The organism is Mannheimia varigena (genome assembly GCF_013377235.1).
GTDB lineage: Bacteria > Pseudomonadota > Gammaproteobacteria > Enterobacterales > Pasteurellaceae > Mannheimia > Mannheimia varigena.
Map to the genome: position 1 here is coordinate 62577 of NZ_CP016226.1, position 24009 is coordinate 86585.

22 protein-coding genes are annotated in these 24009 nt (G+C 39.1%); 8 read left to right on the forward strand and 14 right to left on the reverse strand.

Going from position 1 to position 24009, the window contains the following annotated elements; translation table 11 throughout:
- Window positions 1–136: 136 nt before the first annotated feature.
- Together pntA and pntB are read left to right on the forward strand one after the other, a co-directional pair.
- A complete protein-coding gene (pntA, locus tag A6B40_RS00290; protein WP_025217036.1) occupies window positions 137–1675 on the forward strand; it encodes a Re/Si-specific NAD(P)(+) transhydrogenase subunit alpha in 1539 nt (512 codons plus the stop codon).
- 11 nt (window positions 1676–1686) lie between these two features.
- Window positions 1687–3138, forward strand: a complete 1452-nt coding sequence (pntB, locus tag A6B40_RS00295; RefSeq protein ID WP_025217037.1) for a Re/Si-specific NAD(P)(+) transhydrogenase subunit beta — start codon at window positions 1687–1689, stop codon at window positions 3136–3138.
- A 108-nt stretch (window positions 3139–3246) separates the two neighbouring features.
- Here pntB and A6B40_RS00300 read toward each other — a convergent pair whose 3' ends face one another.
- Window positions 3247–3630: a hypothetical protein gene (locus A6B40_RS00300; RefSeq protein ID WP_176671218.1), complete on the reverse strand. Its 384-nt coding sequence runs from the start codon at window positions 3628–3630 to the stop codon at window positions 3247–3249.
- Window positions 3631–3673: 43 nt separating this feature from the next.
- Window positions 3674–4243 (reverse strand): TorD/DmsD family molecular chaperone, encoded by a 570-nt coding sequence (locus A6B40_RS00305; protein ID WP_025217039.1) that lies wholly within the window; start codon window positions 4241–4243, stop codon window positions 3674–3676.
- A 58-nt stretch (window positions 4244–4301) separates the two neighbouring features.
- Here A6B40_RS00305 and nfo point away from each other — a divergent pair, with 58 nt between their 5' ends.
- Together nfo and A6B40_RS00315 are read left to right on the forward strand one after the other, a co-directional pair.
- A complete protein-coding gene (gene nfo, locus A6B40_RS00310; protein ID WP_176671219.1) occupies window positions 4302–5147 on the forward strand; it encodes a deoxyribonuclease IV in 846 nt (281 codons plus the stop codon).
- Window positions 5148–5275: 128 nt separating this feature from the next.
- Entirely contained in the window at window positions 5276–5845 is a 570-nt protein-coding gene (locus A6B40_RS00315; protein WP_176671220.1) for a C40 family peptidase, read from the forward strand.
- 41 nt (window positions 5846–5886) lie between these two features.
- Here the strand turns inward: A6B40_RS00315 and A6B40_RS00320 are convergent, their stop codons facing one another.
- On the reverse strand, window positions 5887–6345 hold the full coding sequence (locus A6B40_RS00320) for a LexA family protein (protein ID WP_176671221.1): 459 nt from the start codon (window positions 6343–6345) through the stop codon (window positions 5887–5889).
- A 174-nt stretch (window positions 6346–6519) separates the two neighbouring features.
- Complete coding sequence (grcA, locus tag A6B40_RS00325) at window positions 6520–6903, reverse strand: autonomous glycyl radical cofactor GrcA (protein ID WP_025236277.1); 384 nt, start codon at window positions 6901–6903, stop codon at window positions 6520–6522.
- A 170-nt stretch (window positions 6904–7073) separates the two neighbouring features.
- Here grcA and ung point away from each other — a divergent pair, with 170 nt between their 5' ends.
- The 3 genes from ung to A6B40_RS00340 are packed head-to-tail and all read left to right on the forward strand — an operon-like array spanning window position 7074 to window position 9163.
- Entirely contained in the window at window positions 7074–7745 is a 672-nt protein-coding gene (ung, locus tag A6B40_RS00330; protein WP_176671222.1) for a uracil-DNA glycosylase, read from the forward strand.
- A gap of 23 nt (window positions 7746–7768) precedes the next feature.
- Window positions 7769–8692: an SPFH domain-containing protein gene (locus A6B40_RS00335; RefSeq protein WP_176671223.1), complete on the forward strand. Its 924-nt coding sequence runs from the start codon at window positions 7769–7771 to the stop codon at window positions 8690–8692.
- Window positions 8693–8716: 24 nt separating this feature from the next.
- On the forward strand, window positions 8717–9163 hold the full coding sequence (locus A6B40_RS00340) for an NfeD family protein (protein ID WP_176671224.1): 447 nt from the start codon (window positions 8717–8719) through the stop codon (window positions 9161–9163).
- A gap of 130 nt (window positions 9164–9293) precedes the next feature.
- Here A6B40_RS00340 and A6B40_RS00345 read toward each other — a convergent pair whose 3' ends face one another.
- The 6 genes from A6B40_RS00345 to grpE form a co-directional block, all read right to left on the reverse strand.
- Window positions 9294–10163, reverse strand: coding sequence for a VirK/YbjX family protein (locus tag A6B40_RS00345; protein ID WP_176671225.1), 870 nt, complete (start codon window positions 10161–10163; stop codon window positions 9294–9296).
- 102 nt (window positions 10164–10265) lie between these two features.
- Entirely contained in the window at window positions 10266–13064 is a 2799-nt protein-coding gene (locus tag A6B40_RS00350) for a S8 family peptidase (protein ID WP_176671226.1), read from the reverse strand.
- A gap of 236 nt (window positions 13065–13300) precedes the next feature.
- Window positions 13301–17230, reverse strand: a complete 3930-nt coding sequence (gene hrpA, locus A6B40_RS00355; protein WP_176671227.1) for an ATP-dependent RNA helicase HrpA — start codon at window positions 17228–17230, stop codon at window positions 13301–13303.
- A gap of 9 nt (window positions 17231–17239) precedes the next feature.
- Window positions 17240–17692, reverse strand: coding sequence for a DUF441 domain-containing protein (locus A6B40_RS00360; RefSeq protein ID WP_025217050.1), 453 nt, complete (start codon window positions 17690–17692; stop codon window positions 17240–17242).
- 58 nt (window positions 17693–17750) lie between these two features.
- On the reverse strand, window positions 17751–18041 hold the full coding sequence (locus tag A6B40_RS00365) for a CCDC90 family protein (protein WP_025236270.1): 291 nt from the start codon (window positions 18039–18041) through the stop codon (window positions 17751–17753).
- Between the two features lie 96 nt (window positions 18042–18137).
- Entirely contained in the window at window positions 18138–18731 is a 594-nt protein-coding gene (gene grpE / locus A6B40_RS00370; RefSeq protein WP_176671228.1) for a nucleotide exchange factor GrpE, read from the reverse strand.
- A gap of 221 nt (window positions 18732–18952) precedes the next feature.
- Between grpE and A6B40_RS00375 the strand changes: the two genes are divergently transcribed.
- The gene (locus A6B40_RS00375) at window positions 18953–20041 is read left to right on the forward strand and encodes an extracellular solute-binding protein (protein ID WP_112110815.1); all 1089 of its coding nucleotides are present in this window, start codon (window positions 18953–18955) and stop codon (window positions 20039–20041) included.
- Window positions 20042–20151: 110 nt separating this feature from the next.
- Here the strand turns inward: A6B40_RS00375 and A6B40_RS00380 are convergent, their stop codons facing one another.
- From A6B40_RS00380 to proB, 4 genes are read right to left on the reverse strand one after another with little or no spacing between them, the layout of a single operon-like run.
- The gene (locus A6B40_RS00380) at window positions 20152–21384 is read right to left on the reverse strand and encodes a multifunctional CCA addition/repair protein (protein ID WP_176671229.1); all 1233 of its coding nucleotides are present in this window, start codon (window positions 21382–21384) and stop codon (window positions 20152–20154) included.
- Between the two features lie 28 nt (window positions 21385–21412).
- Entirely contained in the window at window positions 21413–22048 is a 636-nt protein-coding gene (nth, locus tag A6B40_RS00385) for an endonuclease III (protein WP_176671230.1), read from the reverse strand.
- A gap of 2 nt (window positions 22049–22050) precedes the next feature.
- Window positions 22051–22815, reverse strand: a complete 765-nt coding sequence (locus A6B40_RS00390) for a TSUP family transporter (protein ID WP_025217056.1) — start codon at window positions 22813–22815, stop codon at window positions 22051–22053.
- Window positions 22815–23906: a glutamate 5-kinase gene (proB, locus tag A6B40_RS00395; protein ID WP_025247565.1), complete on the reverse strand. Its 1092-nt coding sequence runs from the start codon at window positions 23904–23906 to the stop codon at window positions 22815–22817. Before proB ends, A6B40_RS00390 begins: the two co-directional genes overlap by 1 nt.
- Window positions 23907–24009: the final 103 nt, after the last annotated feature.

Below are 24009 nucleotides of genomic sequence, written 5' to 3' on the forward strand. Positions count from 1 at the left end.
AAATATGAAATAATCCCTAAAAATAGTCAGATTTTTTTACAATTTTAGTTTATTTAATGGTACATTTAGACAGTTTTTTAACTTGAGTGAGGCTAATTATTTAGCCTTGAATAATAACAACCATACAGGAGTCTTTATGCTTATTGGTGTACCAAGAGAGCTGCTAGACGGTGAAACTCGTGTGGCGGCAACGCCTAAAACCGTTGAGCAGATTAAAAAACTTGGCTTTGATGTCCTTATTGAAAGTGAGGCCGGTTTTAAAGCTAGTTTTGAAGACAATGCATTTTTAAATGCAGGTGCGAATATCGGCACGCAACAAGAAGTTTGGAATGCAGACATTATTTTTAAAGTGAATGCCCCAACTGAAGCTGAAATTGCTTTAATCAAAGAAGGTGCAACCTTAGTGAGCTTTATTTGGCCTGCACAAAATCCAGAATTAATGGAAAAATTGCAGTCGAAAAAAATCAATGTGTTAGCAATGGATGCTGTGCCGCGTATCTCTCGTGCTCAAGCTTTAGATGCGTTGAGCTCAATGGCGAATATTTCGGGCTACCGTGCGGTGATCGAGGCGGCAAATTCATTCGGCAGCTTCTTCACTGGCCAAATTACCGCAGCAGGTAAAGTGCCACCAGCAAAAGTGCTTGTGATTGGTGCAGGTGTAGCTGGTTTAGCGGCAATTGGTGCGGCAAACAGCTTAGGGGCAATTGTGCGAGCCTTTGACTCTCGCCCAGAAGTAAAAGAGCAAGTGAAATCAATGGGTGCTGACTTCTTAGAAATTGATTTTGAAGAAGAAGGTGGCTCAGGCGATGGCTATGCGAAAGTGATGTCGGAAGAGTTCAACCGCCGTGCGATGGAACTTTATGCCGCTCAAGCGAAAGAGGTAGATATTATCATCACCACCGCTGCAATTCCAGGTAAACCGGCTCCACGCTTAATCACTAAAGAAATGGTGGATTCAATGAAACCGGGTTCTGTGATTGTGGATTTAGCAGCGGCTACAGGTGGTAACTGCGAATACACCAAAGCAGGCGAGGTGGTGGTGACGGACAATCAAGTGAAAGTCATCGGTTACACCGATTTCCCGGCTCGCTTACCAACCCAATCTTCCCAACTTTACGGCACTAACTTAGTCAATTTATTAAAACTGTTAGCACCGAATAAAGATGGTCAAATTGATATTAATTTTGACGATGTGGTATTGCGTGGCGTAACGGTAGTGCGTGATGGCGAATTAACTTGGCCTGCTCCACCAATTCAGGTTTCCGCTCAACCGCAAAAACAAGCGGTGGCTCCACAAGCGGTCAAAAAAGAAGAAAAACCTGCAAATCCAAAAGTGAAATATGGAGTAATGGCAGGCGTAGGAGCATTATTCTTATGGATTGCTTCTGTTGCACCAGCGGCGTTTTTATCGCACTTTACCGTGTTTGTGTTAGCTTGCGTGGTGGGTTACTACGTGGTCTGGAATGTAAGCCATGCATTACACACGCCACTTATGGCTGTAACCAATGCGATTTCAGGTATTATCATCGTAGGTGCGGTATTACAAATTGCACAACCTGTTGGTAATTTCTTTATTGATATTTTAGCCTTTATTGCGATTTTAGTTGCCAGCATTAATATTTTTGGTGGCTTTAAAGTAACGCAACGAATGCTGGCAATGTTTAGAAAAGGTTAAGGAGAACGAAGATGTCTTTTGGATTTGTTACCGCTGCCTATATTATTGCAGCACTTCTCTTTATTATGAGTTTAGCCGGTCTTTCTAAACACGAAACCGCAAAAGCCGGTTGCTGGTATGGTATTGTGGGTATGGGCATTGCCTTAGTCGCAACCATTTTTGGCCCGCAATCTCACGGCACCATTTGGATTTTAATTGCTATGGCAATCGGTGGATTCATCGGCGTTAAAAAAGCGATTAAAGTTGAAATGACGGAAATGCCGGAACTTGTAGCAATTCTACACAGTTTTGTAGGTTTAGCAGCAGTATTAGTTGGCTTTAATAGCTATGGTTTACATATTGAAGCACCAATGCCAGCTTATTTAGTTAGTGAGGCGGAAAAAGCAGCATTCTTAGCAGAACAAGCAACACTTGCTAACATTCACAATGTTGAAGTGTTCTTAGGGATATTCATTGGGGCAGTTACTTTCTCTGGCTCATTAGTGGCATTTGGGAAATTAAGCGGTAAATTATTTGGTCGTAAAGTGTCTTCTGCGGCATTAAATATTCCTCACAAACATAAATGGAATTTGGCAGCGATTGTTGTTTCAATCTTCCTAATGATTGTTTTCTTAAATCACCCGGAAAATATTTTCCCTGTGTTGATTATGACTGCAATCGCTTTAGTGTTCGGTTGGCACTTAGTTGCTTCTATCGGTGGCGCGGATATGCCGGTGGTAGTCTCAATGCTCAACTCTTATTCAGGTTGGGCAGCGGCAGCGGCAGGCTTTATGCTAAGTAACGACTTGTTAATCGTAACAGGTGCATTAGTGGGTTCTTCAGGTGCAATTCTTTCTTACATTATGTGTAAAGCGATGAACCGCTCATTCATCAGCGTTATTGCAGGTGGCTTTGGTAATGATGTGCAGTCTAGCAAAGATGATGAAGAATACGGTGAACACCGTGAAACTAACGCAGAAGAAGTGGCAGAAATGCTGAAAAATGCAAGCTCTGTTATCATCACTCCGGGCTACGGTATGGCGGTAGCACAAGCTCAATATCCGGTAGCGGAAATCACGGCTAAATTACGCGAAAAAGGTGTGAACGTGCGTTTTGGTATTCACCCTGTAGCTGGCCGTTTACCGGGTCATATGAACGTATTACTTGCTGAAGCGAAAGTACCTTACGATGTGGTGCTGGAAATGGACGAAATCAATGATGATTTTGAAGATACTGATGTGGTATTAGTTATCGGTGCAAACGACACCGTAAACCCAGCGGCATTAGACGACCCATCAAGCCCAATTGCAGGTATGCCAGTGCTTGAAGTATGGAAAGCACAAAACGTTATCGTATTTAAACGTTCAATGGCGGTAGGTTATGCAGGCGTTCAAAATCCTCTATTCTTTAAAGAAAACACTCAAATGCTATTTGGTGATGCGAAAGAAAGAGTTGATGATATTCTAAGGGCGTTGAATAATTAATAGTAAAAAAGCGAGCATATTGCTCGCTTTTTTAATACTACAAGCGGTGGATTTCATTTGAAAGTTTGCAAAATTTTTTAGAAAATATACCGCTTGTATTTATTTAAATTACCAACAGTAATAGCAATAATGCCAACCCCTATATCTATGATCTCTCTCGTAATTCCAACGTATTTCCTCTATCTCTAATTGTGATTTATAATTTTGCCACGCCATTTTATAGCAGGCTTGGAACATTGGATCATTAACTTTTTCGGCATAACGCTTTTTAAATACAGCTTCTTCTTTCTTAGTTTGACTAAGCGGCGGATTAAATTGTTGGTGCATTAATTCTGCGGCCTCAACATCGCATTGTTTTGCCAGTTGTACTTGCAAATCTTGTTCCGCTCTTACTTGTTTCGCTCGGCGTTCCGCTTGTTGTCCAGGCGTTAAGGTACAGGCGGTTAAAATGAATGAAAGCGAAAGCGTTAAACCTAATTTTGCTATTTTCATATCCAAATCCTTATATCCAAATTCTCTTAGTTGAATTGGTTAGTTATTCTACTGCTTCTTGCTCATCTTCTTCAAGCTCATCAGCCATAGCACTTAAGGCATCACGAGTTAATTGAGCGAGAGCTTTATAGAAACCACTATCAACGGCTTCAACTTTACCTAAGAATTTACTAGCACATGGGAGTAAAAAACGCTCAAATAGTATTTTTTGTGCAAGCGTAGAGTCAAGATTGTCTTCAATCCACGAGGCGGTTAAAAGTAATAATGCAACGTGATCTGCATTCTCTAATGCGGGCATTGCTCGCTCTTGGCGGAATGTTACAAAATCCTCAACAGATAAACCATAGGTAGAAATTGTTGTAGCAATAGCCCCATTTTCTGCAAAAAGTGCTTGATAGCTTGCTTCTAATTGCGTAGGGTTAGCACTCTTTTGCAAAATATTCAATGCGTTCTCGCTTTGGGCATCGGTACTTAATGCCCAATGTTGTTGTAATCCGCCTTGTGCAAGCCAATTAAATGTACCGGCTAGAATCGGATCTGTTGGGTTGCGGTAAAATAAATTGCCAAATAGACGGCAAAGCAGTGAAAAATCGTTGATGGTTGTTTCGCTCATAATATTAAATAAGTAAATAAAAGTCGTATTAGTATAACAGAACATCAGAGAGGACAGAATGAAATATATTGGGGCTCACGTGAGTGCTTCAGGTGGTGTGGAAAATGCGGTTCTGCGTTCGGTAGAAATTGGAGCGAATGCTTTTGCGTTGTTTACTAAAAATCAACGTCAGTGGCAAGCTCCGCCACTAAAAGCCGATACGATTGGAAAATTTAAGAGATTTTGTGCAGCACATCATTTTTCAGCAGAGCAAATTTTGCCACACGATAGTTATTTAATTAATTTAGGTAATCCGGAAGCAGAAGCATTGAAAAAATCTCGTACGGCATTTATTGATGAAATGAGTAGGGCGAATCAGCTTGGCTTGAAATTACTCAATTTTCACCCTGGCTCGCATTTAAAGAAAATTTCTGAGCAAGATTGTTTGTCTCGAATTGCAGAATCTATCAATATGGCAGTTGAAGTGGTGCCAAATGTGATTGCAGTTATTGAAAATACGGCAGGACAAGGCTCTAATTTAGGTTGGCATTTTGACCATTTAGCAAAAATTATTGAGCAAGTAGAAGATAAAAATCGAGTTGGTGTATGTTTGGATACTTGTCATTTATTCTCGGCTGGTTACGATATTAGCTCCTATGAAAAAAGCGAGGCAGTATTTAATGACTTTAATCAAACGGTTGGTTTTCATTATTTAAAAGGGATGCACTTAAATGGTTCAAAAACACCACTAGGTAGCCGTGTAGATAGACACCATACGCTAAGAGAAGGCACAATTGGCACAGAAGTTTTTGCATTTATTATGCAAAATCCAAATTTTGACCGCATTCCACTTATTTTAGAAACAATTTTGTCTGAAATTTGGGCAGATGAAATAAAATTTCTTCGCACATTGGAACTAAAATAGGTTATACTGGTCTTAGATGTCGGTCTGGAGCAATCCAGACTTTTGTTTTGTATATTGTTCTGATCTTTTAAAGATCCTAATTAAGGAATAAACCGCTGTAATTGTTCTGGCGAGACGAGATATTAATTATGAAAAAAAATCTTTTTGCAGTAACCCTAAAACCGTTATTCATCACTTCCATTTTAGCTGTTTTTGGTAGTTATTCTTCTATTGCTGTTGCGAGTTTAAGTACAAAACCAGCAACGCCAAATCAAATTGTTGCAAGTAAAGCAGAAAGATTATCTAAATCTTCTATCTCAACAAATCGCCCTCAACACTCCTCTCGTGCAGAACAAACTGCAAGTAGCAGTAATCGTATTAATAGTGTTTATCGCAACTGGGTTGGCACACGTTACCGTATGGGTGGCACAACTAAAGCAGGTATTGATTGCTCTGCTTTTGTGCGTGAAGTAATGGGTAAAGCATTTAATCGAGATATGCCTCGTTCAACCGCAGAACAACGTCATATTGGTCGCTCTATTTCAAAATCAGATTTACGCCCGGGCGATTTAGTTTTCTTCCGTAAAAATAACCACGTCGGGGTTTATATCGGTAACGGTAAATTTGTGCATGCGAGTTCAAGTCGTGGTGTAACTACCAGTTCATTATCAGAAAGCTACTGGTCAAGAACTTACACTCAATCTCGCCGAGTAATTTAAAGAATGAATAAGGGGACTAGTGCCCTTATTTTTTATTTCTATTATGCTACTCGTTGCTTACTTTGTGTAAATGCTCCACGAGTACGCATTTGATGTACTACGTTTGTAATCACGCCGGAAATTTTGACTTCATTCCAATCAGTAATTCTCAAATTGGGTTCGCTTACATCTAATGAAAACAGAATTTTTTGATTTATTCCTTGTGCATTTTTGAGTTCACTAAAGAATTGATAGAATTTGTATTCACCATTCTTTTCTAGCACCAATAAATCATTCACTAAATAGTGGTCGGTATTTTCTACAATCAGCAGATCATCAAGTTCAATTCCCCACGCAATTAAGTTAGGGTTTTTAACGTGAATGAAAAACGTATCCGTTGGGCGTTTAATGCAAAGTGAATTAAGATCAAGTTTTACAGAACGGCTACTGTTAAAATCCCGATAAAGCGGAATCGGTTGATGAGATACCGTTTGTGTTGAAATTTGTTTTAATGAAGCCATTGTGAGATCCTCTATCTGTCTTTTTATACAGTTTATTTTACTGTGTAAAAAAACAGTGTCAATACTTTATTTAAATTTTTTGTGAATTTAAACAGTATTTTGACCGCTTGTTATTCGCTAGTAAGTAATAAAAAAGCACCCAATATGGGTGCTTCTTCGCATTAAAAACTGTTATTATAGACTTTCAGTAAAAGTACGAGTAATAACATCACGTTGTTGTTCAGGGGTTAATGAGTTGAAACGCACTGCATAACCTGAAACACGAATGGTTAATTGTGGATATTTCTCCGGGTTTTTGATTGCATCTTCTAATGTTTCACGGCGTAAAACATTCACGTTTAAGTGCTGACCACCTTCCACTTTGATAGTTGGAGCAACATTTACTGGTACTTCGCGGTATGCAATGTCGCCCAATTCACTGATTGCAACGATTTGATCTTCTTGGTAACCCGCTTTAGCTGCTAAGCAACGAGCTTCATTTTTAGCTTCATCTAATAACCAAAAAGAGTTTAATAAGTTGCTGTTTGCTGACTCAGTGATTTGTACACCTTTAATCATTTTAAGTTCTCCTATAAAGAGTGAAATTGAAAATTACGAAAAAAGTTTAAATATTCAAATTTATTTGAAACCATTGTACCCCTTTTTAGATAAAAAGCGATAAAAATTTAACCATTTTTAGCTTAAAATATTCTGTTTGTATGAAATTTAACCATAATTGAGCGTTTTTTATGAAAACTTGGACTGAAGCCTTAGGTAAAGAAAAGCAAAAAGATTATTTTCAACAAATTTTGAAATATGTTCACAATGAACGATTAGCAGGTAAAGTAATATATCCTCCGCAGAATGAAGTATTCAGTGCGTTTGCTTTAACGGAATTTAGCGAGGTAAAGGTAGTCATTTTAGGACAAGATCCTTATCACGGACCAAATCAAGCTCACGGATTAGCCTTTTCCGTTAAGCCTCCTGTTGCTCCGCCCCCATCTTTGTTGAATATGTATAAGGAATTGTCCGAAGATATTAAGGGATTTCAAATTCCAAATCACGGCTATTTAATTGATTGGGCAAAACAAGGCGTTTTTATGTTAAACACGAGTTTAACTGTTGAGCAAGGTAGAGCAGGCTCACATTCACAAATTGGCTGGGAGATTTTTACCGATAAAGTTATCGCACAATTAAATGAACATCGAGAGAATTTGGTGTTTTTACTTTGGGGTAGCCACGCTCAGAGAAAAGGGCAGTTTATCGATCGTAATCGACATTGTGTGTTAGCTTCTCCGCACCCATCGCCATTGTCGGCTTATCGTGGATTTTTTGGCTGTAAACATTTCTCAAAAGCAAATAATTACTTGATTTCAAAAGAAATATCCCCAATTAATTGGCAACTACCTATCGAAATTTAATTGTTCATTTAAAGGAGAAAAAGATGGAATTTGATTTACCGATTTTAGGTGCTGCATTTGCAATATTGGTGCTGGTAGCATTAAGTTCAACCATCAAAATTGTGCCACAAGGTTATCATTGGACAATCGAACGTTTCGGGCGTTATACCAAAACCCTCACACCGGGACTAAATATTGTTTTACCTTTTATTGATAGAGTTGGACGAAAAATCAATATGATGGAACAGGTATTAGATATTCCATCGCAAGAAGTTATTTCTCGTGATAATGCCAGTGTGTCTATTGATGCAGTCTGCTTTGTTCAAACCATTGACGCTCGCCGGGCAGCTTATGAAGTGAATAATTTAGAACAGGCGATTGTAAATTTAACAATGACAAATATGCGTACTGTGTTAGGTTCGATGGATTTAGATGATATGCTTTCACAACGTGATGTCATTAATAGCCGCTTGCTCTCGATTGTTGATGAAGCAACCAATATTTGGGGGGTAAAAGTAACTAGAATTGAAATTCGTGATGTTCGCCCACCAAAAGAATTAGTAGCTGCGATGAATGCTCAAATGAAAGCTGAACGCAATAAACGTGCAGATATTTTAGAAGCAGAAGGTATCCGACAAGCTGAAATTCTACGTGCAGAAGGTGAAAAACAATCTCGCATCTTAAAAGCCGAAGGGGAGCGCCAAGAAGCATTCTTGCAGGCAGAAGCTCGTGAACGTGCAGCAGAAGCGGAGGCAAAAGCAACTCAAATGGTATCTGAGGCTATTGCAAAAGGTGATACCACCGCAATTAATTATTTCATCGCTCAAAAATACACTGAAGCATTAAAAGATATTGGTTCGGCAGAAAACAGTAAAGTGGTGTTAATGCCTCTTGAAGCGGGCAATTTAATCGGTTCTGTTGCAGGTATTGCTGAATTATTAAAAGGCACTAAGAATAGCAGTAAGTAGTTCTACTTTTAGCAAGGAGAAAATATGGATTGGCTATTTAACTGGAGTAGTTGGTTAATTTTAAGCTTTGTATTGCTTGCTTTAGAATTAATTATTCCAGGCGTATTGATTATGTGGTGGGGATTTTCTGCCATTTTGCTGGCAATACTGGTTTGGCTATTGCCTGATTTATCTGTGAGTATTCAAATTAGTGGCTTCGCGATTCTAGCCATTGTCTTTAGCTTGATTTGGTGGAAATATCAACATACTAAAGATAAACAAGATGATAAATCTACATCGCTCAATTCAAGAGAGCAATCAATGATTGGTATGCAAGGTATAATTGTTGAAATACTGGAAAATGGCGTTGCTAGAGGCAAGTTTGGCGATACCACTTGGCGAGTGATGGGAACAGGACTTAATTTAGGTGATAAAGTACAGGTTCAACGTGTTGATGGGATTACGTTGTATGTAACTAAAATGGTAGAATAATTTAATACAAGCGGTTATTTTTTATATTATTTTTGCTCTTTTAAAATAAAACCTTGAATTTATTCAAGGTTTTATTCTTATAAAAATAAGTAGGATAATTTTATTGAAAATTATGTAATATTTTATTTGCTTACCATCGCTCTTTCAGTTCTTGTTCTATCTTTTCAAATAGTTCATAGCGTTTTTTATACATAGAGCGTTTTTTACTCGGAATTGTGCTTAGTTCTTTTTTCTCAAGTATGGTAGGTAATCGCCAATAATTATTAGAATTTAATGTCCCTCCATTTTCTTGCCAAAATAGATTGTAATTAAATAATAATTTAGAGTGGTCATTCCAGCGATATTTTGCTTGGTTTTTATGATGAATGCCTAAAAGTTCTAAATTAAAATATTGAGCTATTAGCTTAAATATATTTACTAACAGAAACATTGGACGAACACCATATAATTGTTTAGTTGCAGATTTAATTAATAATTGAGAGAATTCAGTATTCGGTCCTTGAATAGATGAAATCAATAACTGATTTTTACTTAAAAGAGTAAAAGATGCATCATAAATATGTTCTTTTTCGTTGTTTTGAATATTGAGTGAGAAAAAACCTTCTTGTGGATCTATTTGGTTAATACTAAGGTAGAGGCTTAATTCATCACTTAGTTTAATTAAACATATTTCTCTATCTTTTACTAACTGATTACAATAAGCAGCTCCAAATAGTTTTTCTGCACAATTAAAGTGAGTGATAATTGCATTTAATCGTTCTTTCTTATTGAATTTCTTATCACAATAGGTTTCGAGTAACGTATTAAAGCGATATAAATTTTGTTTGAATAATTCCGCCCATAAAGGATTATTAGTAAGGTAATTATTTAACTCATAGCATTGAGAAGAACACCATATCTTATGCAGATGATAACGTAAATATTCTCTTAATAGCTTTGTAAATCTTTTCTCGTTTGGAAATAATTCAATAAATGTTGGGGTGTTAAAAGTGCTTTCCATATAATATTGACAATTAAGTGTTATTATTTTCTAGAGTTTTAGATAAATTCAGGAAGAAATATTTGGCATATACTGTGATATGCCAAATATTTTAAGTGAGATTTAGAAATTTAATCCGATGTATGCTTTCCAGCCTAAATTGTGAGTAGATTTAAAACGATCATAGCTCAAATTAGCGGAGGCAAACCAATTTTTATATTGTAATTTCGCTCCAATTTCACTATTTAAGTAGTTTGAACGTTTAATCTTCGCTTGACTATGAAGAGTATAGTCCGCAATTTGGCTATTAATATTGGTGGTTTTCCCATTTAATCTGTGGAGATAACTTAAGCCAATATATGGAGAAATACTCCCATCACCAAATTGGAATTTGCGTTGTAATTTTACACTTGGTACAACATTCACGTCATTGTAGCGAATAGATTTTGTACGAGAGGCTAATACACCAGTTTCATTCAAGTTGTTCATTTTAGTTTGTGTCAATTGTAACCCAAGGCTTGGTTCAATAATCCATTGATTTGGTATAAATTGATAACCAAGTCGAATTTCTCCACCAACACTTGAACCTCTATTATCTGCTTTTCCTAACTGCTCATTTTTAAATTGGCGAGTTTGTCGATATTTTTGACGTCCAAATTGTATTGCTGTTTCACTGAACCAACGATCTGCTAAATCATAACGTAAGCCAAGATTTAGTGTAGTTTGCTTCAATTCTGCTTCTGCATATAGTTTATTTAGCTTATCTTTTTGTTGGGAGAACTGTACGGTTAATAATGCTTTATCATTTAATTTATGGCTTACACCTAATAGGGACTGATGTTGCTTGATCTCCGTATTATTCTTATCATTAGATGACTGTTTTTGATGTAGATGTCCTGTCCATATATTGGTTTTTAGCGGAGAATGATACGCTATAAAAAGATTATGTTGAGCTTGTTCTAAACCTTTTGCATTTTGGCTACGCAGTAGCTCAATGCTTTCAGCGTAAATATGGTTAGATACAGCATAATGAAGATCATCTAACTTATTATGTTCTAATGCACCTTGAAGCCAATCATTATAAAAACCGCGACGATAAGCAAGCGGGCTATTTCTTAAATTATTTAGCAAATGTAATCCTGTCTGCCCGTTTGCATCGGCATATTTATCTGTAATTGGCTTATTGCTGTTTACTTTTGCAACAATGCCTTTGTTATTAAAATAAAGATCCTGTCTTAAACCGCGAGCAGTTAAATTCGTGTTTTCAGACAGATGATCAAAACCTCCTTGATAAGAAGAGTTGTCTTTTAGTTGTAGTACATTAGCAGAAATGTCTCGCGCCTTTGCTATTTCTGTTAACCGATCATCAATTTTAAGAGAACCTGCTAATTGAACCGTTGTTTGCCCTTGAGCAACTACCCCAATCTTTCCTAAAACAGTTAATTGGCTATCATTAGATGAAGTATAACTTTGTTTGATAGTGGTATGATTTACACCTAAAGTTGCATTATTAGTGATTTTATTCGCGGTTGTTTTACCATTTAAATCTAGCTCACCTTTTTCAACAGAAAGATCTGTAAAGGTATTATTACCATCAAGACTTAAGGATTTATTTCCTGTTTTAGTAAATTTAAATCGGCTAGAGAAATTATTTGTCCAACGATCATCTCGGGAAACATTAACTACTTCATCACTTAAAAATTGCATAGGTCCACTAAGTGCTTTTTCTACATTTAGAAGTCCCCAACCATATACACTATCAACACCTTTTTCACCTAAGTCGGTTGCTGTAGTGAGTACAGTATCACGAATTTGTGAAGGCGTCAGATAATCAAATCTTTCCTTCGCTATTGCTAACGCTCCTGTAACAACGGGAGCAGCAATAGATGTACCGTTAGATGCTAGAAGGCTATATATTGGTTTTTTATTTTCATCAGGTGTTGCATTTAGGACGTGCAAATCTCCCGGTGCAGTCAAACACCAGTTTTTACTCACACCACAGTGATTAGAATATCCAGTAATTTTTTTCTTATTATCAACAGCAGCAACTGCAAGATATATACGTTCTAATTCTGGGAAATAGCGTGGCATCATCGCCATTACACCAGGTTGTTTTTTCTTTTCATTACCTGTTGCGAACACAAGCAGTGCATCTTTCTCTTTTGCATTCATTAATGCTTGAATTAGAGGGTGATCTGTAGATTTCTTTACGGATTGATAAAATTTATCAATTACCTTGATATCATCACTAACAGGATCAATATTCCAACTGTTGTTAATAGCAAAAAGTTTTTTATCAATAAGTTTATTTAATGCAGTTGCCCATTCTGAACGTTCAAATACCATATCTTTATCGGTACCAATTAATAAGTCAGATTCGGCTAATTCACTTAAACTAGGTTCTTTTTCATCCTGTTCTTCACCTTCTTGCTCTTTTTTAGCTTCTGCCAAAAGTTCTTCTAGACTTCGTTTACGTGTATTGGTAGAAATGTAAACATCTGCATCTTTAGCAATACCTCCTTTAAATCCAAGTTTTTCATCTGATTTTGCTGATATCACGCCGGTAACACTTGCACCGTGCACTTCGTACCCTATTTGTAGTGCTGGTTGCCCCTCTTTTTCCGTTTTAGTAACTTCAAGCTGAGGGTAAGTTGGATCATAGGTGCGTAATTCGCCTTCTGGTGTGGTTAATTGGAATTTTAATGGAGTAATTCTTTTACCGGAAAATGGGTGTTTAACTATAAATCCACCGTCTAATACCCCTAACTTGACGTTTTTCCCACTATATTTTGTACTTATTTGTTCGGATAGATTAATAATAGGGTGAGGCACATCTATTTGTTGTGTATAAGCGACTGATAAAAAACTGGATAGACTGATAGCAATTAAACTTTTATGAAAATAGGGTTTTGTTTTAAGCATTTTTGATACCTCCTTAATTTTAGGAAGGGTATTTTAAGACCATAAAATATTATTGCAAATAATTATCATATGTTATTGATGAAGATCAAAGTTCTTGTGGTAATTATTTAGCGTATTTTTTATTTTTATTAGAAATATAGAATTAAATGTAGCAAATTTGCTATTTTTTTAGAACATAAAAAGGAGGAATATGCAACTTGCAAATTCCTCCTTGTAGCAGATAGTAAGGGTGATAGTTATTTTTTTAGAGCAATAATTGTGTTTAGAATCCTCTTATCTGAAGTCGGGTATTTTGTCCCCAACTGTTGAGCAAACAGACTGACTCGCAGTTCCTCGATCATATAGCGGATTTCCAAAATATTATCGGGGATCGCTTTCGATTTCGGCAATTTGGCGAGCAGTTGTTTGTAAGCGTTTTGCACCTGTTCCACACGCAACATTTTGGCTCGGTCGGTATTGGTGTCTGTACCGAGTTTGTCCAAACGTTTGTCAATCGCACTGAGGTAGCGATACAAATCTGCCAAGCGGTGATGGCCGGTTTTGGTGACAAATTCAGGGTAGATCAGTCCCTCAATTTGAGCTTTGATGTCCGACATTGCAAATGCCATCGTGAAATCCATTTTACCCTTCATTCGTTTGTTGATTTCAAAGGCAAGGGTTAAACATTTTTCAACCTGCAACGCAATGCCAGCTGTTGTGTCATTGAGGTTTGCCCGCACAAATTCGTGTAACGCTTGGAATTTTTCCTCATTCCATACAAAACCGCCAAATTCTTCCACTAATTTATCCACGGCACACGCAATGCAGTCATCAATTAAGTCCATCACCTTGCCAAATGGGGCGAAATATAAGCCTAATTTCGCTTTATTCGGCAGCTTTTCGTGTAAATATTTGATCGGCGAAGGCACATTTAACAGCAACAAACGGCGAAGTCCGGCTTGCATCGCACGAGCCTGTTCAAATTCGGTTTCGAACAATTTGATACCGACGGATTCTTTTTCATCCACAATCGCAGGGTAGGCTTTTACGCTGAAATGCTGCTTCTTCTGCTCGTAGAATTGGGGTAGTTCAGCGAAACTCCAAACGTGTACGCCACTTTGTTCAATGCCGTCATCGGCAATGTTAGACAGAGTGGTTTGCACTTGATCTTTCAATGCAAATTTCAGCTCGTCTAGGTTTTCGCTTTCGGCGATTTTTTTGCCTTTTTCATCAATTACTCGGAAAGTCATTCTTAAATGAGCTGGCAGTTGGCTTAAATCCCAAAGTTCAGCTTCTACAGTTACACCTGTCATTCGTCTTAATTCATAAGTTAAACTTTCCAGCAACGGTTTTGCCAATGGCTCAGCTTTGGCTAGGAACGCATCGGCATAGTTTGGAGCCGGCACAAAATTGCGGCGAGTGGCTTTCGGCAACGATTTAATCAAGGACACCACGAGTTCGTGGCGTAGCCCTGGAATTTGCCAGTCAAAGCCCTCCGGTTCAACTTGGTTGAGCAGCGGCAATGGAATATGCACCGTTACGCCATCGTGATCTTGCCCGATCTCAAATTGATAACTCAGTTTGAACTTGAGCTGCCCTTGATGCCAGAAATTTGGGAAGTCGAGTTCGCTCACCTTGTTGGCATCTTCATTAATCAAAAACGATTTTTCAAAATTGAGCAATTCAGGCTCTTTTTTGCTGGCTTGCTTCCACCAAGTGTCGAAATGCTTGCTGGAAACCACTTCAGTGCCGACACGCTGGTCGTAAAAATCAAACAGCACTTGCTCGTCCACCAAAATATCACGGCGGCGAGATTTGTGCTCCAAGTCTTCCACTTCCTTGATCAAACGGTTATTTTCTTGGAAAAATTTGTAATTATTGTGCCAATCGCCCTCTACCATTGCGGAGCGGATAAAAATCTCACGGCAGGTTTCCGGATCGATTGAACCATAATTGATCGGACGGCTCATCACAATCGGCAAGCCGTACAGCGACACTTTTTCATACGCCATTACCGCCCCTTTTGATTTAGACCAATGCGGCTCGCTGTAACTGCTTTTCACCAAATGTTGAGCGAGCGGCTCAATCCATTCAGGCTCAATTTTCGCTACCGTTCTCGCCCAAAGTTTGGTGGTTTCTACCAACTCTGAGGCGATAATCCATTTCGGTTGTTTTTTGAAAAGCATTGAGTTCGGGAAAATGAAAAACTGAGCGTTTCTTGCCCCCAAATAGTGCATTTTTTCGTTATCTTTCAAGCCGATATGTGAGAGCAAACCGGTGAGTAAAGCGGTATGAATTTGCTGATAATTTGCATCTAAGCTATTGATCGGCAAGCCCATTTCTCGTACAGAAAGGCGAAGTTGATGATAAATATCCTGCCACTCACGCACCCGCAGATAGTTCAAATAATCTTTCTGACAGAGCTTGCGGAACTGATTTTTAGTGAGCTCTTTTTGCTGCTCTTGAATAAATTTCCACAAATTCACGAATGCCAAGAAATCAGAATTTTGATCGGCAAAACGGCGATGTTTGTCGTCCGCCGACTGCTGTTTTTCCTGCGGTCGTTCACGAGGATCTTGAATAGAGAGAGCAGACACAATCATCATCACTTCGTGTAATGAGCCGTTTTTCGCTGCTTCAATCACCATACGCCCTAAACGTGGGTCGATAGGCAGCAGGGCAAGTTGTTTGCCGATGGGGGTTAAAGTCCATTTCCTGCTGGTGCGAGCGTTCACACTCGTACCATCATTATGCGAGCGTAATTTAATCGCCTGCAATTCTTCCAATAAGCGTATCCCGTCTTGAATTTGTCTGCTGTCTGGGGCGTCCACAAACGGAAACGAGGCGATGTCGCTTAGCCCTAGCGAGGTCATTTGTAGAATGACCGAAGCAAGGTTGGTTCGCAAAATTTCCGGATCGGTAAATGGCGGACGGCTGTTGAAATCTTCCTCCGAGTAGAGACGGATACAGATCCCTTCCGACACACGTCCGCAACGCCCTTTTCGCTGATTAGCGGAGGCTTGGGAGATCGGCTCAATCGGCAAACGTTGTACTTTGGTGCGGTAGCTGTAGCGAGAAATGCGAGCCGTGCCTGTGTCGATCACATATTTGATATTGGGGATCGTGAGCGAGGTTTCCGCCACGTTGGTGGCTAAAATAATACGGTTCAACCCACTTGGTTTGAAAATCCGCTGCTGTTCTTCGGCAGATAAACGTGCGTAGAGCGGCAGAATCTCGGTAAAACGCAGCTCTTGTTTCTGCAAAGCATCAGCGGTGTCACGAATTTCTCGCTCGCCGTTCATAAAAATCAGAATATCGCCACGCCCTTCGGCTTGCAGTTCATCAACCGCATTCAGAATGCCTTGTAGCTGGTCTTGATCCTCTTCTTCCACGATGGGGCGGTAACGTACTTCAACGGGGAAAGTTCGCCCCGACACCTCAATAATCGGTGCATTATTGAAATGCTTGGAGAAGCGTTCTACATCAATGGTGGCGGAGGTGATGATCACTTTGAGATCAGGGCGTTTGTGCAGAATTTGCTTCAAATAGCCCAAAATAAAATCGTTATTGAGCGAGCGTTCGTGGGCTTCGTCAATAATCAAGGTGTCATATTGATTGAGATAGCGGTCGTTTTGGATTTCGGCTAGCAAAATCCCGTCTGTCATCAATTTCACCAAGCTGTTTTCATTGATTTGGTCGTTAAAACGGACTTTGTAACCCACAGTCGAGCCGATTTCGCATTGCAACTCTTCGGCAATACGGCTTGCCACCGAGCGAGCAGCAATTCGTCGAGGTTGAGTATGCCCAATCAAGCCTTTTACGCCACGACCGAGTTCTAAGCACATTTTCGGCAGCTGGGTCGTTTTGCCCGAACCGGTTTCCCCGGCAATCACCACCACTTGATTTTCCGAAATCAGTTTTAAAATTTCGTCACGGCGTGCGGAAACCGGCAGATCTGGATAGTCGATTTTGAGATTTTGAGCGTGAGTTTGGCGGGCAAAAAAACGAGCTTGGCAATCAGTTAGATCTTGCAAAATTTGGTCTAAAACTGACCGCTTGTTTGCTTCATTTTTAATATTTTCTGCTCCTTTTAATCTGCCGAGTAGGCGACGAAAATCGCTCGTTGTGATATTTTCCAGTTTTACAAGCGGTTGATTTTGTTCATTTTTTCGCAAATTCTTTTTCATCACTTCCTGCTATACTTTCCCAATAATCAACGATAAAATGCCTGCCGCGATGAGTGGACCAACGGGGACTCCCTTAAATAATGCAACGCCAATAATCGTGCCGATGAGTAAGCCTGTTACTAAAACAGGTTGATTGCCCATCAAGCCCACGCCACGTCCTCCGAGCCACGCCACCAGTACACCGGCAATAATAGACACCAGCATTTTCCAGTTCAATAACTGATTGAGTTCAGGGAGCATAATTCGCCCTGAAACCAGAGGGCTAAGTACACCAATAGTTAAAATAATGATCCCGATTTTTAAACCATATTGATCGATAAAAGGAATATATTTAGAGAGTAGCGTTTGTTGCATAATCAGCAATACTGCGGCGGAAATTGTAACGGCATTGTTTTGGCTGACTAAGCCCAGTACAATTAGTACAACTAACAGTAGGGCAACAGAGTTAAATTGTAATGTCATAGTTATCTAAAAATGTAAAATCCCTTATCTCAGAGAGATAAGGGAGAATTAGGGTTGGTTAGTTGATGAATTTCATCAGCCCCATAAGAACGCCGACGCCAGCCAAAATAAAACCTGCCATTTTATACATTGATGATGTTAATCTTACTTCAAGCTGAGAAATTTCAGTTCGAATTTCTGCTTTTAGCTCTTTAAGATCTTGCTTGGTAGCTAATGCCGATTGACTTTGTTCCAATGCATCATCGAGAGCATCGGCAAAAGCTTCTGCAATTTCCGGAGATTGGTTCGCTTCTTGTAGCTTTTTCACAAAGCGTAATTTGTCAAATCGTAGGCTCATCGTTGTTTCCACTTTTAGCTCCTTTTGTTATTGAATGACAGGCTAAATTTAGCACAGTTACAAAAGGAAATTTTGGCTAATTTTGCGATCTGTGTCGAAAAATTGGAACTAAGCGGCAACCATTACCATTGCAGGGCGGATTACACGACCGTGTAAGGTGTAGCCTTTTTGCAATACTGTGCTGATATGGTTTGTTTCAATGCCTTCTGCCGGTTGTATAGAAATGGCTTCGTGGAGTTCTGGATTAAAGGCTTCACCCACTTCGCCCATTGCCACTACGCCGAATTTCGCCAATGTATTGATAAACTCTTTATGGGTCATTTCAACACCGTCCACTAATGCTTGAGTTGTTTCATCGGTAACTGTTTTATCTAATGCATCTAAACCACGTTCTAGGTTATCAACTACATTTAATAGCTCTTTAGAAAATTTTTCTAACGCAAATTTGTGAGCTTTTTCCACATCTTGTTCGGTACGGCGACGAATATTTTGAATTTCTGCTTGTGCACGAAGTTGAATATCCTGTTCACGTTTATCGGCTTCTGCAATATAAGTTTCTAATTCAGTAACTCGAGCTTGAGCAAGAGCTAAAGGATCTTCTTGGGGTGCATTTTCTTCTTGCTGAGCTTCTTCATTTACAACTTCAGGTTGAATTTCTTCTTGTTTTACTTCGTCTTGTAAGTTTTCATTTTGAGTGGTCATCTTTAATCCTCTTAAAAGCCTAATTTGGAAATTATAAATCTTCCTTAATATAGCGATAAATTAAGGGATTTCAAGCTCATCATAAAGTTTTTTGCCAAAAATTACATTTTTAATAAGAAAAGGCTTGCAAAATCTAGGGGGTGGCTTAAAATTCGCTAGTCTTTAACGCCCTTAGGCAAGGCTATATTTTTTACTCACTTTCTTTTAACGGAGAAACTTAAATGAAAAAATTAGCGGGTTTATTTGCAGCAGGTTTAGCAACAGTTGCATTAACAGCATGTAATGAAGAGAAAGCTGCAGAACCCAAAGCAGCTGAAGCAAAACCTCAAGCAACGAATCAGACAGTTCACCTTTACACTTGGACTGAATATGTTCCTGAAGGCTTGTTAGATGAATTTACTAAAGAAACGGGCATTAAAGTAGAAGTTTCAAGTCTTGAATCTAACGAAACGATGTACGCTAAATTAAAATTACAAGGTAAAGATGGTGGTTACGATGTTATTGCTCCATCAAACTACTTTGTGTCTAAAATGGCAAAAGAAGGGATGTTAGCGGAATTAGATCACGCTCAACTACCGGTTATTAAAGAATTAAACCCAGATTGGTTAAATAAACCTTATGACCAAGGTAATAAATACTCATTACCGCAATTATTAGGAGCACCGGGTATCGCGTTTAACACTGCTGATTATAAAGGCGATGCTTTCACCTCTTGGGGCGATTTATGGAAACCTGAGTTTGCTAATAAAGTACAATTATTAGATGATGCTCGTGAAGTGTTTAATATCGCATTATTAAAATTAGGTAAAAATCCGAATACTACAGATCCAGAAGAGATCAAAGCAGCTTATGAAGAGTTGAAAAAATTACGTCCAAACGTACTTTCATTTACTTCAGATAATCCGGCTAACTCATTTATTTCAGGTGAGGTTTCTGTAGGTCAATTATGGAATGGTTCTGTTCGTATTGCGAAGAAAGAAAATGCACCTGTTGATATGGTATTCCCACAAGAAGGACCGGTACTTTGGGTAGATACTTTAGCAATTCCAGCAAGTGCAAAAAATAAAGAAAATGCACATAAATTAATTAACTACTTATTAAGTGCAAAAGTAGCTGAGAAATTAACATTAGCGATTGGTTATCCAACTTCAAACGTTGAGGCATTAAAAACGTTACCAAAAGAGATTACAGAAGATCCAGCAATTTATCCATCAGCTGAAGTGTTACAAAAATCTCAATGGCAAGATGACGTAGGTGATGCTATTGAACTTTACGAAAAATACTACCAAGAGTTAAAAGCTGCTAAGTAATAGCTGATTAAAATAGACCTCCAAAAGTAATTTTGGAGGTTTTTAATTATTAACTAAAACCTCCTTTCATGAAGGCAGTTATCACTTTATTGTCTACTATGCCTAGAGTACTAAAACTGCTTTATTCTTTTTATAGTATAAATACGGCGTTTATTCAACTCTTCTCGAATAGCTTGTTTTTCAAAGCCGTCTTGAATTACTTGTTGAACATCTACTTCCATTGCTGCGTAATAATAACTTTTTGCTAGCTCGGCTTGTGAGTAATCTCGGTTTTCAAAGCCTAATCGCCCTTTTGCATCAGCTTCGCAAGCGAGCAGAAAATCAAAAAATCGTTTTGGTTTTCGCCAAACATCTAAAGCATTAAAGAGTTTAATAACGGTTTCAGGACGGAGTTCTGCCATTTTGTGGCAATGGGTATGATATTCGGTTACTAAAAGAGCAAAATCTTTAACCTCTGTTGGAATTTTGAGTCGATTAGCTAAATTTCGAGTGGGTTGAATGCCTTTTACCTCGTGTCCGTAATGATGCGGGAGAATATCTGAAGAGGTTAGTCCTTTTCCTAAGTCGTGGCACAGGGCAGAGAAGAGTAAAGCGGTCGGATTTTCCGCATTTTTTGCAAGTTGCTTAGCCTGTTCTAATACCATTAACGTATGTATGCCAGAATCAATTTCTGGATGATGTTGAGGTGGTTGCGGTACGCCAAAGAGTTTATCGACTTCTGGGAAAAGCACTTTTAACGCCCCAACTTGGCGTAGAACGTTGAAATAAACTTGGGGACTTGATTCTGTAAAGGCTTTCTCTGTCTCAAGCCATATCCGCTCAGCGGTAAGGTTTTCTAGCTCACCGCTACCAGAGAGCTCTTGCATTAGAGCTAAGGTTTCATCCGCAATGGTAAAGCCAAAAGTGTAGAAACGAGCAGCAAAGCGAGCAACACGTAATACACGCAGAGGATCTTCACTAAAAGCAGGGGAGATATGGCGTAAAATTCTGTTCTCTAAGTCTTGAACACCACCATAAGGATCGAAAATCTTTCCTGTTTTATCTTGTGCAATGGCATTAATGGTTAAATCTCGGCGTATTAAGTCTTGTTCAAGGGTAACCGTGGGTGAGAAATCACAGATGAAACCATTGTAACCTTTGCCTTGCTTGCGTTCTTGGCGGGCTAAAGCATACTCTTCTTTAGTTTCAGGGTGGAGGAAAACAGGAAAATCAGCCCCCACTTGTTGAAAGCCTTGTGCTAATAATTGCTCTGAAGTTGCTCCCACCACTAAAAAATCTCGGTCTTTCACAGGTAAGCCGAGAAGCTGATCTCGCACCGCACCGCCAACTAAATAGATATCCATTTGCAAAACTCTCTAAAAATATGACCGCTTACATATCCGTTTTTTCTTTAAACTCGCATAAATCTTCAATAATGCACGAGCCACAACGAGGTTTACTGGCAACACAAGTGTAACGACCGTGTAAAATCAACCAATGGTGAACATCTACTTTAAATTCATCGGGCACAACTTTAAGTAGCTTTTCTTCAACCTGTACCACATTTTTACCGGGAGCAAAATTGGTACGATTAGATACACGGAAAATATGCGTATCTACTGCAATGGTGGGGTGTCCGAAAGCGGTATTCATCACTACATTGGCGGTTTTTCTACCCACACCGGCAAGAGCTTCGAGAGCATCACGATCTTCCGGCACTTCACCGTTATGTTTTTCAATCAGATCCCGGCAGGTTTTGATGATATTTTCCGCTTTGCTGTTAAACAAGCCGATGGTTTTGATGTACTCTTTCAGCCCATCCACGCCTAAATTGAGAATGGCTTGCGGAGTGTTCGCAACCGGAAATAATTTATCCGTTGCCTTGTTCACACCTTTGTCGGTGGCTTGTGCAGAAAGAATAACCGCAATCAATAATTCAAACGGATTGCTGTAATTTAGCTCCGTTGTTGGGTGTGGATTTTCGTTTCGTAATCGAGTTAAAATTTCAACACGTTTTGCTTTATTCATTGTTAATTAAAAATTCCTTGTTCGTAAAGCATTTTGGCAACCATAATAAAAGACATGGTTACCAACATTGGACGGATTAATTTTTTGCCTTTTGTCATTACCATTTTAGCACCGAGTGTACCACCAATAAATTGCCCTACCATCATAATTAATCCAACTTTCCAGATAACAGCTCCACCGATTGTAAAGAAAATAAGTGAAGCAAAGTTAGAGGTAAAGTTCATAATTTTAGCGTGTGCGACTGATTTTGATAAGTTAAAGCCGAGTAATAGGATACAGCCAAGAGTCATAAAAGAACCAGCAGCTGGTCCAAACATACCATCATAAAAGCCGAATATAACAGCAGCGGTAAACGAGAAAGTAGTCAAGCTCACTCGTTGTTTACGATCTTCGTCACCAATACTTGGGCTAAATAAAAAATAGATACCAATAATTAAAATTAAAAATGGTAATAATTTTTTTAAGTACTCTACATCAATATGCTGTACAAAAATAGTGCCAGAGGCTGAGCCGATAAATGTACATAAAATCAGTAGCCAAATTTGCTTTAAATTGACGGCTTTTTTGCGGATAAAATAAAATGAGGCAGAAAATGATCCACCACAGGCTTGTAATTTATTTGTGCCTAAAGCCATTGCCGGTGGCAGCCCTGCCGCCATCAATGCCGGAATAGTGAGTAAACCACCGCCGCCGGCAATTGCATCAATAAAGCCGGCAAGTATAGCAACACCAAATAAAATAGCTAAAATATCAATTCCAAGTTCCATTAATACACCACCATTTCATCACTGTGAACGGCAACCGAGCCAAATTCATAGCCCAGTAGCGATTCAATCTCTTTCGATTTTTTGCCTTTAATCCGAAGTAGTGCCTCACTGCTATAACGAGCGATGCCGAGAGCAATTGCTTTCCCGTCTTGGTTGAAGATTTTGATCACCTCACCTCGAGTAAATTCGCCTTTGATTTCAGAAACGCCCACAGGCAGCAGTGATTTATGAGCGAGCAATGCTTGTTCTGCCCCGAGATCCACCACAATTTCCCCTACTTGTGGGGCGGCAAATAGCCAACGTTTTCTGCCTTCCAAGCGGTCAGATTGCACTAAAAATTTGCTACCGATGTTTTCACCATTGGCTAAATCCACCAACACATTTGGACGAGAGCCGGAGGCGATAATGGTTTCCACACCTGAACGAGTGGCAATATCGGCAGCGGTAATTTTGGTACTCATTCCACCTGTACCTAAGCCGGTTGAACTTCCCCCAGCAATTTGGCGGATTTCAGACGTGATTTTTTCAACTATCGAGAGCAATTTTGCATCAGGGTTTGAACGAGGATCGGCACTGAATAAGCCTTCTTGGTCGGTCAATAAATAGAGCTGATCCGCTTGTGCGAGAATCGCTACAAGAGCCGAGAGATTGTCGTTATCGCCTACTTTAAATTCTTCGGTAGCGACCGCATCGTTTTCATTGATGACAGGGATAATTTTTTGAGCGAGTAAGGCATCAAGCGTATCACGGGCATTTAAAAAACGCTCACGGTCGTCTAAATCAGCTCGAGTTAATAGCATTTGCCCGATGTGAATATTATAAATATCAAAAAGATTTTCCCACACTCGAATCAGCTGGCTTTGTCCGACTGCCGCTAACATTTGCTTTGAGGCTAAGGTTTTTGGTAATTCAGGGTGTCCTAAGTAATCACGCCCTGCTGCAGCTGCACCAGACGTTACAACAATAACCCGATGACTTTTATGAAGTTCGGCAATTTGCTTCACTAATTCCAGCATATAAGGGCGGCTTAAACTTTTTGTGCCGTGAGTGAGGGTACTTGTTCCAAATTTAATGACGATAGTTTTTGACATAACTGATTCACTTTATATTAAAAATTATACGAATAAAATTATCACTTTTAAGGTGTAAAATCACGTTTAATTTGATATAAAATCAAACCAAAAGCTATAAAAG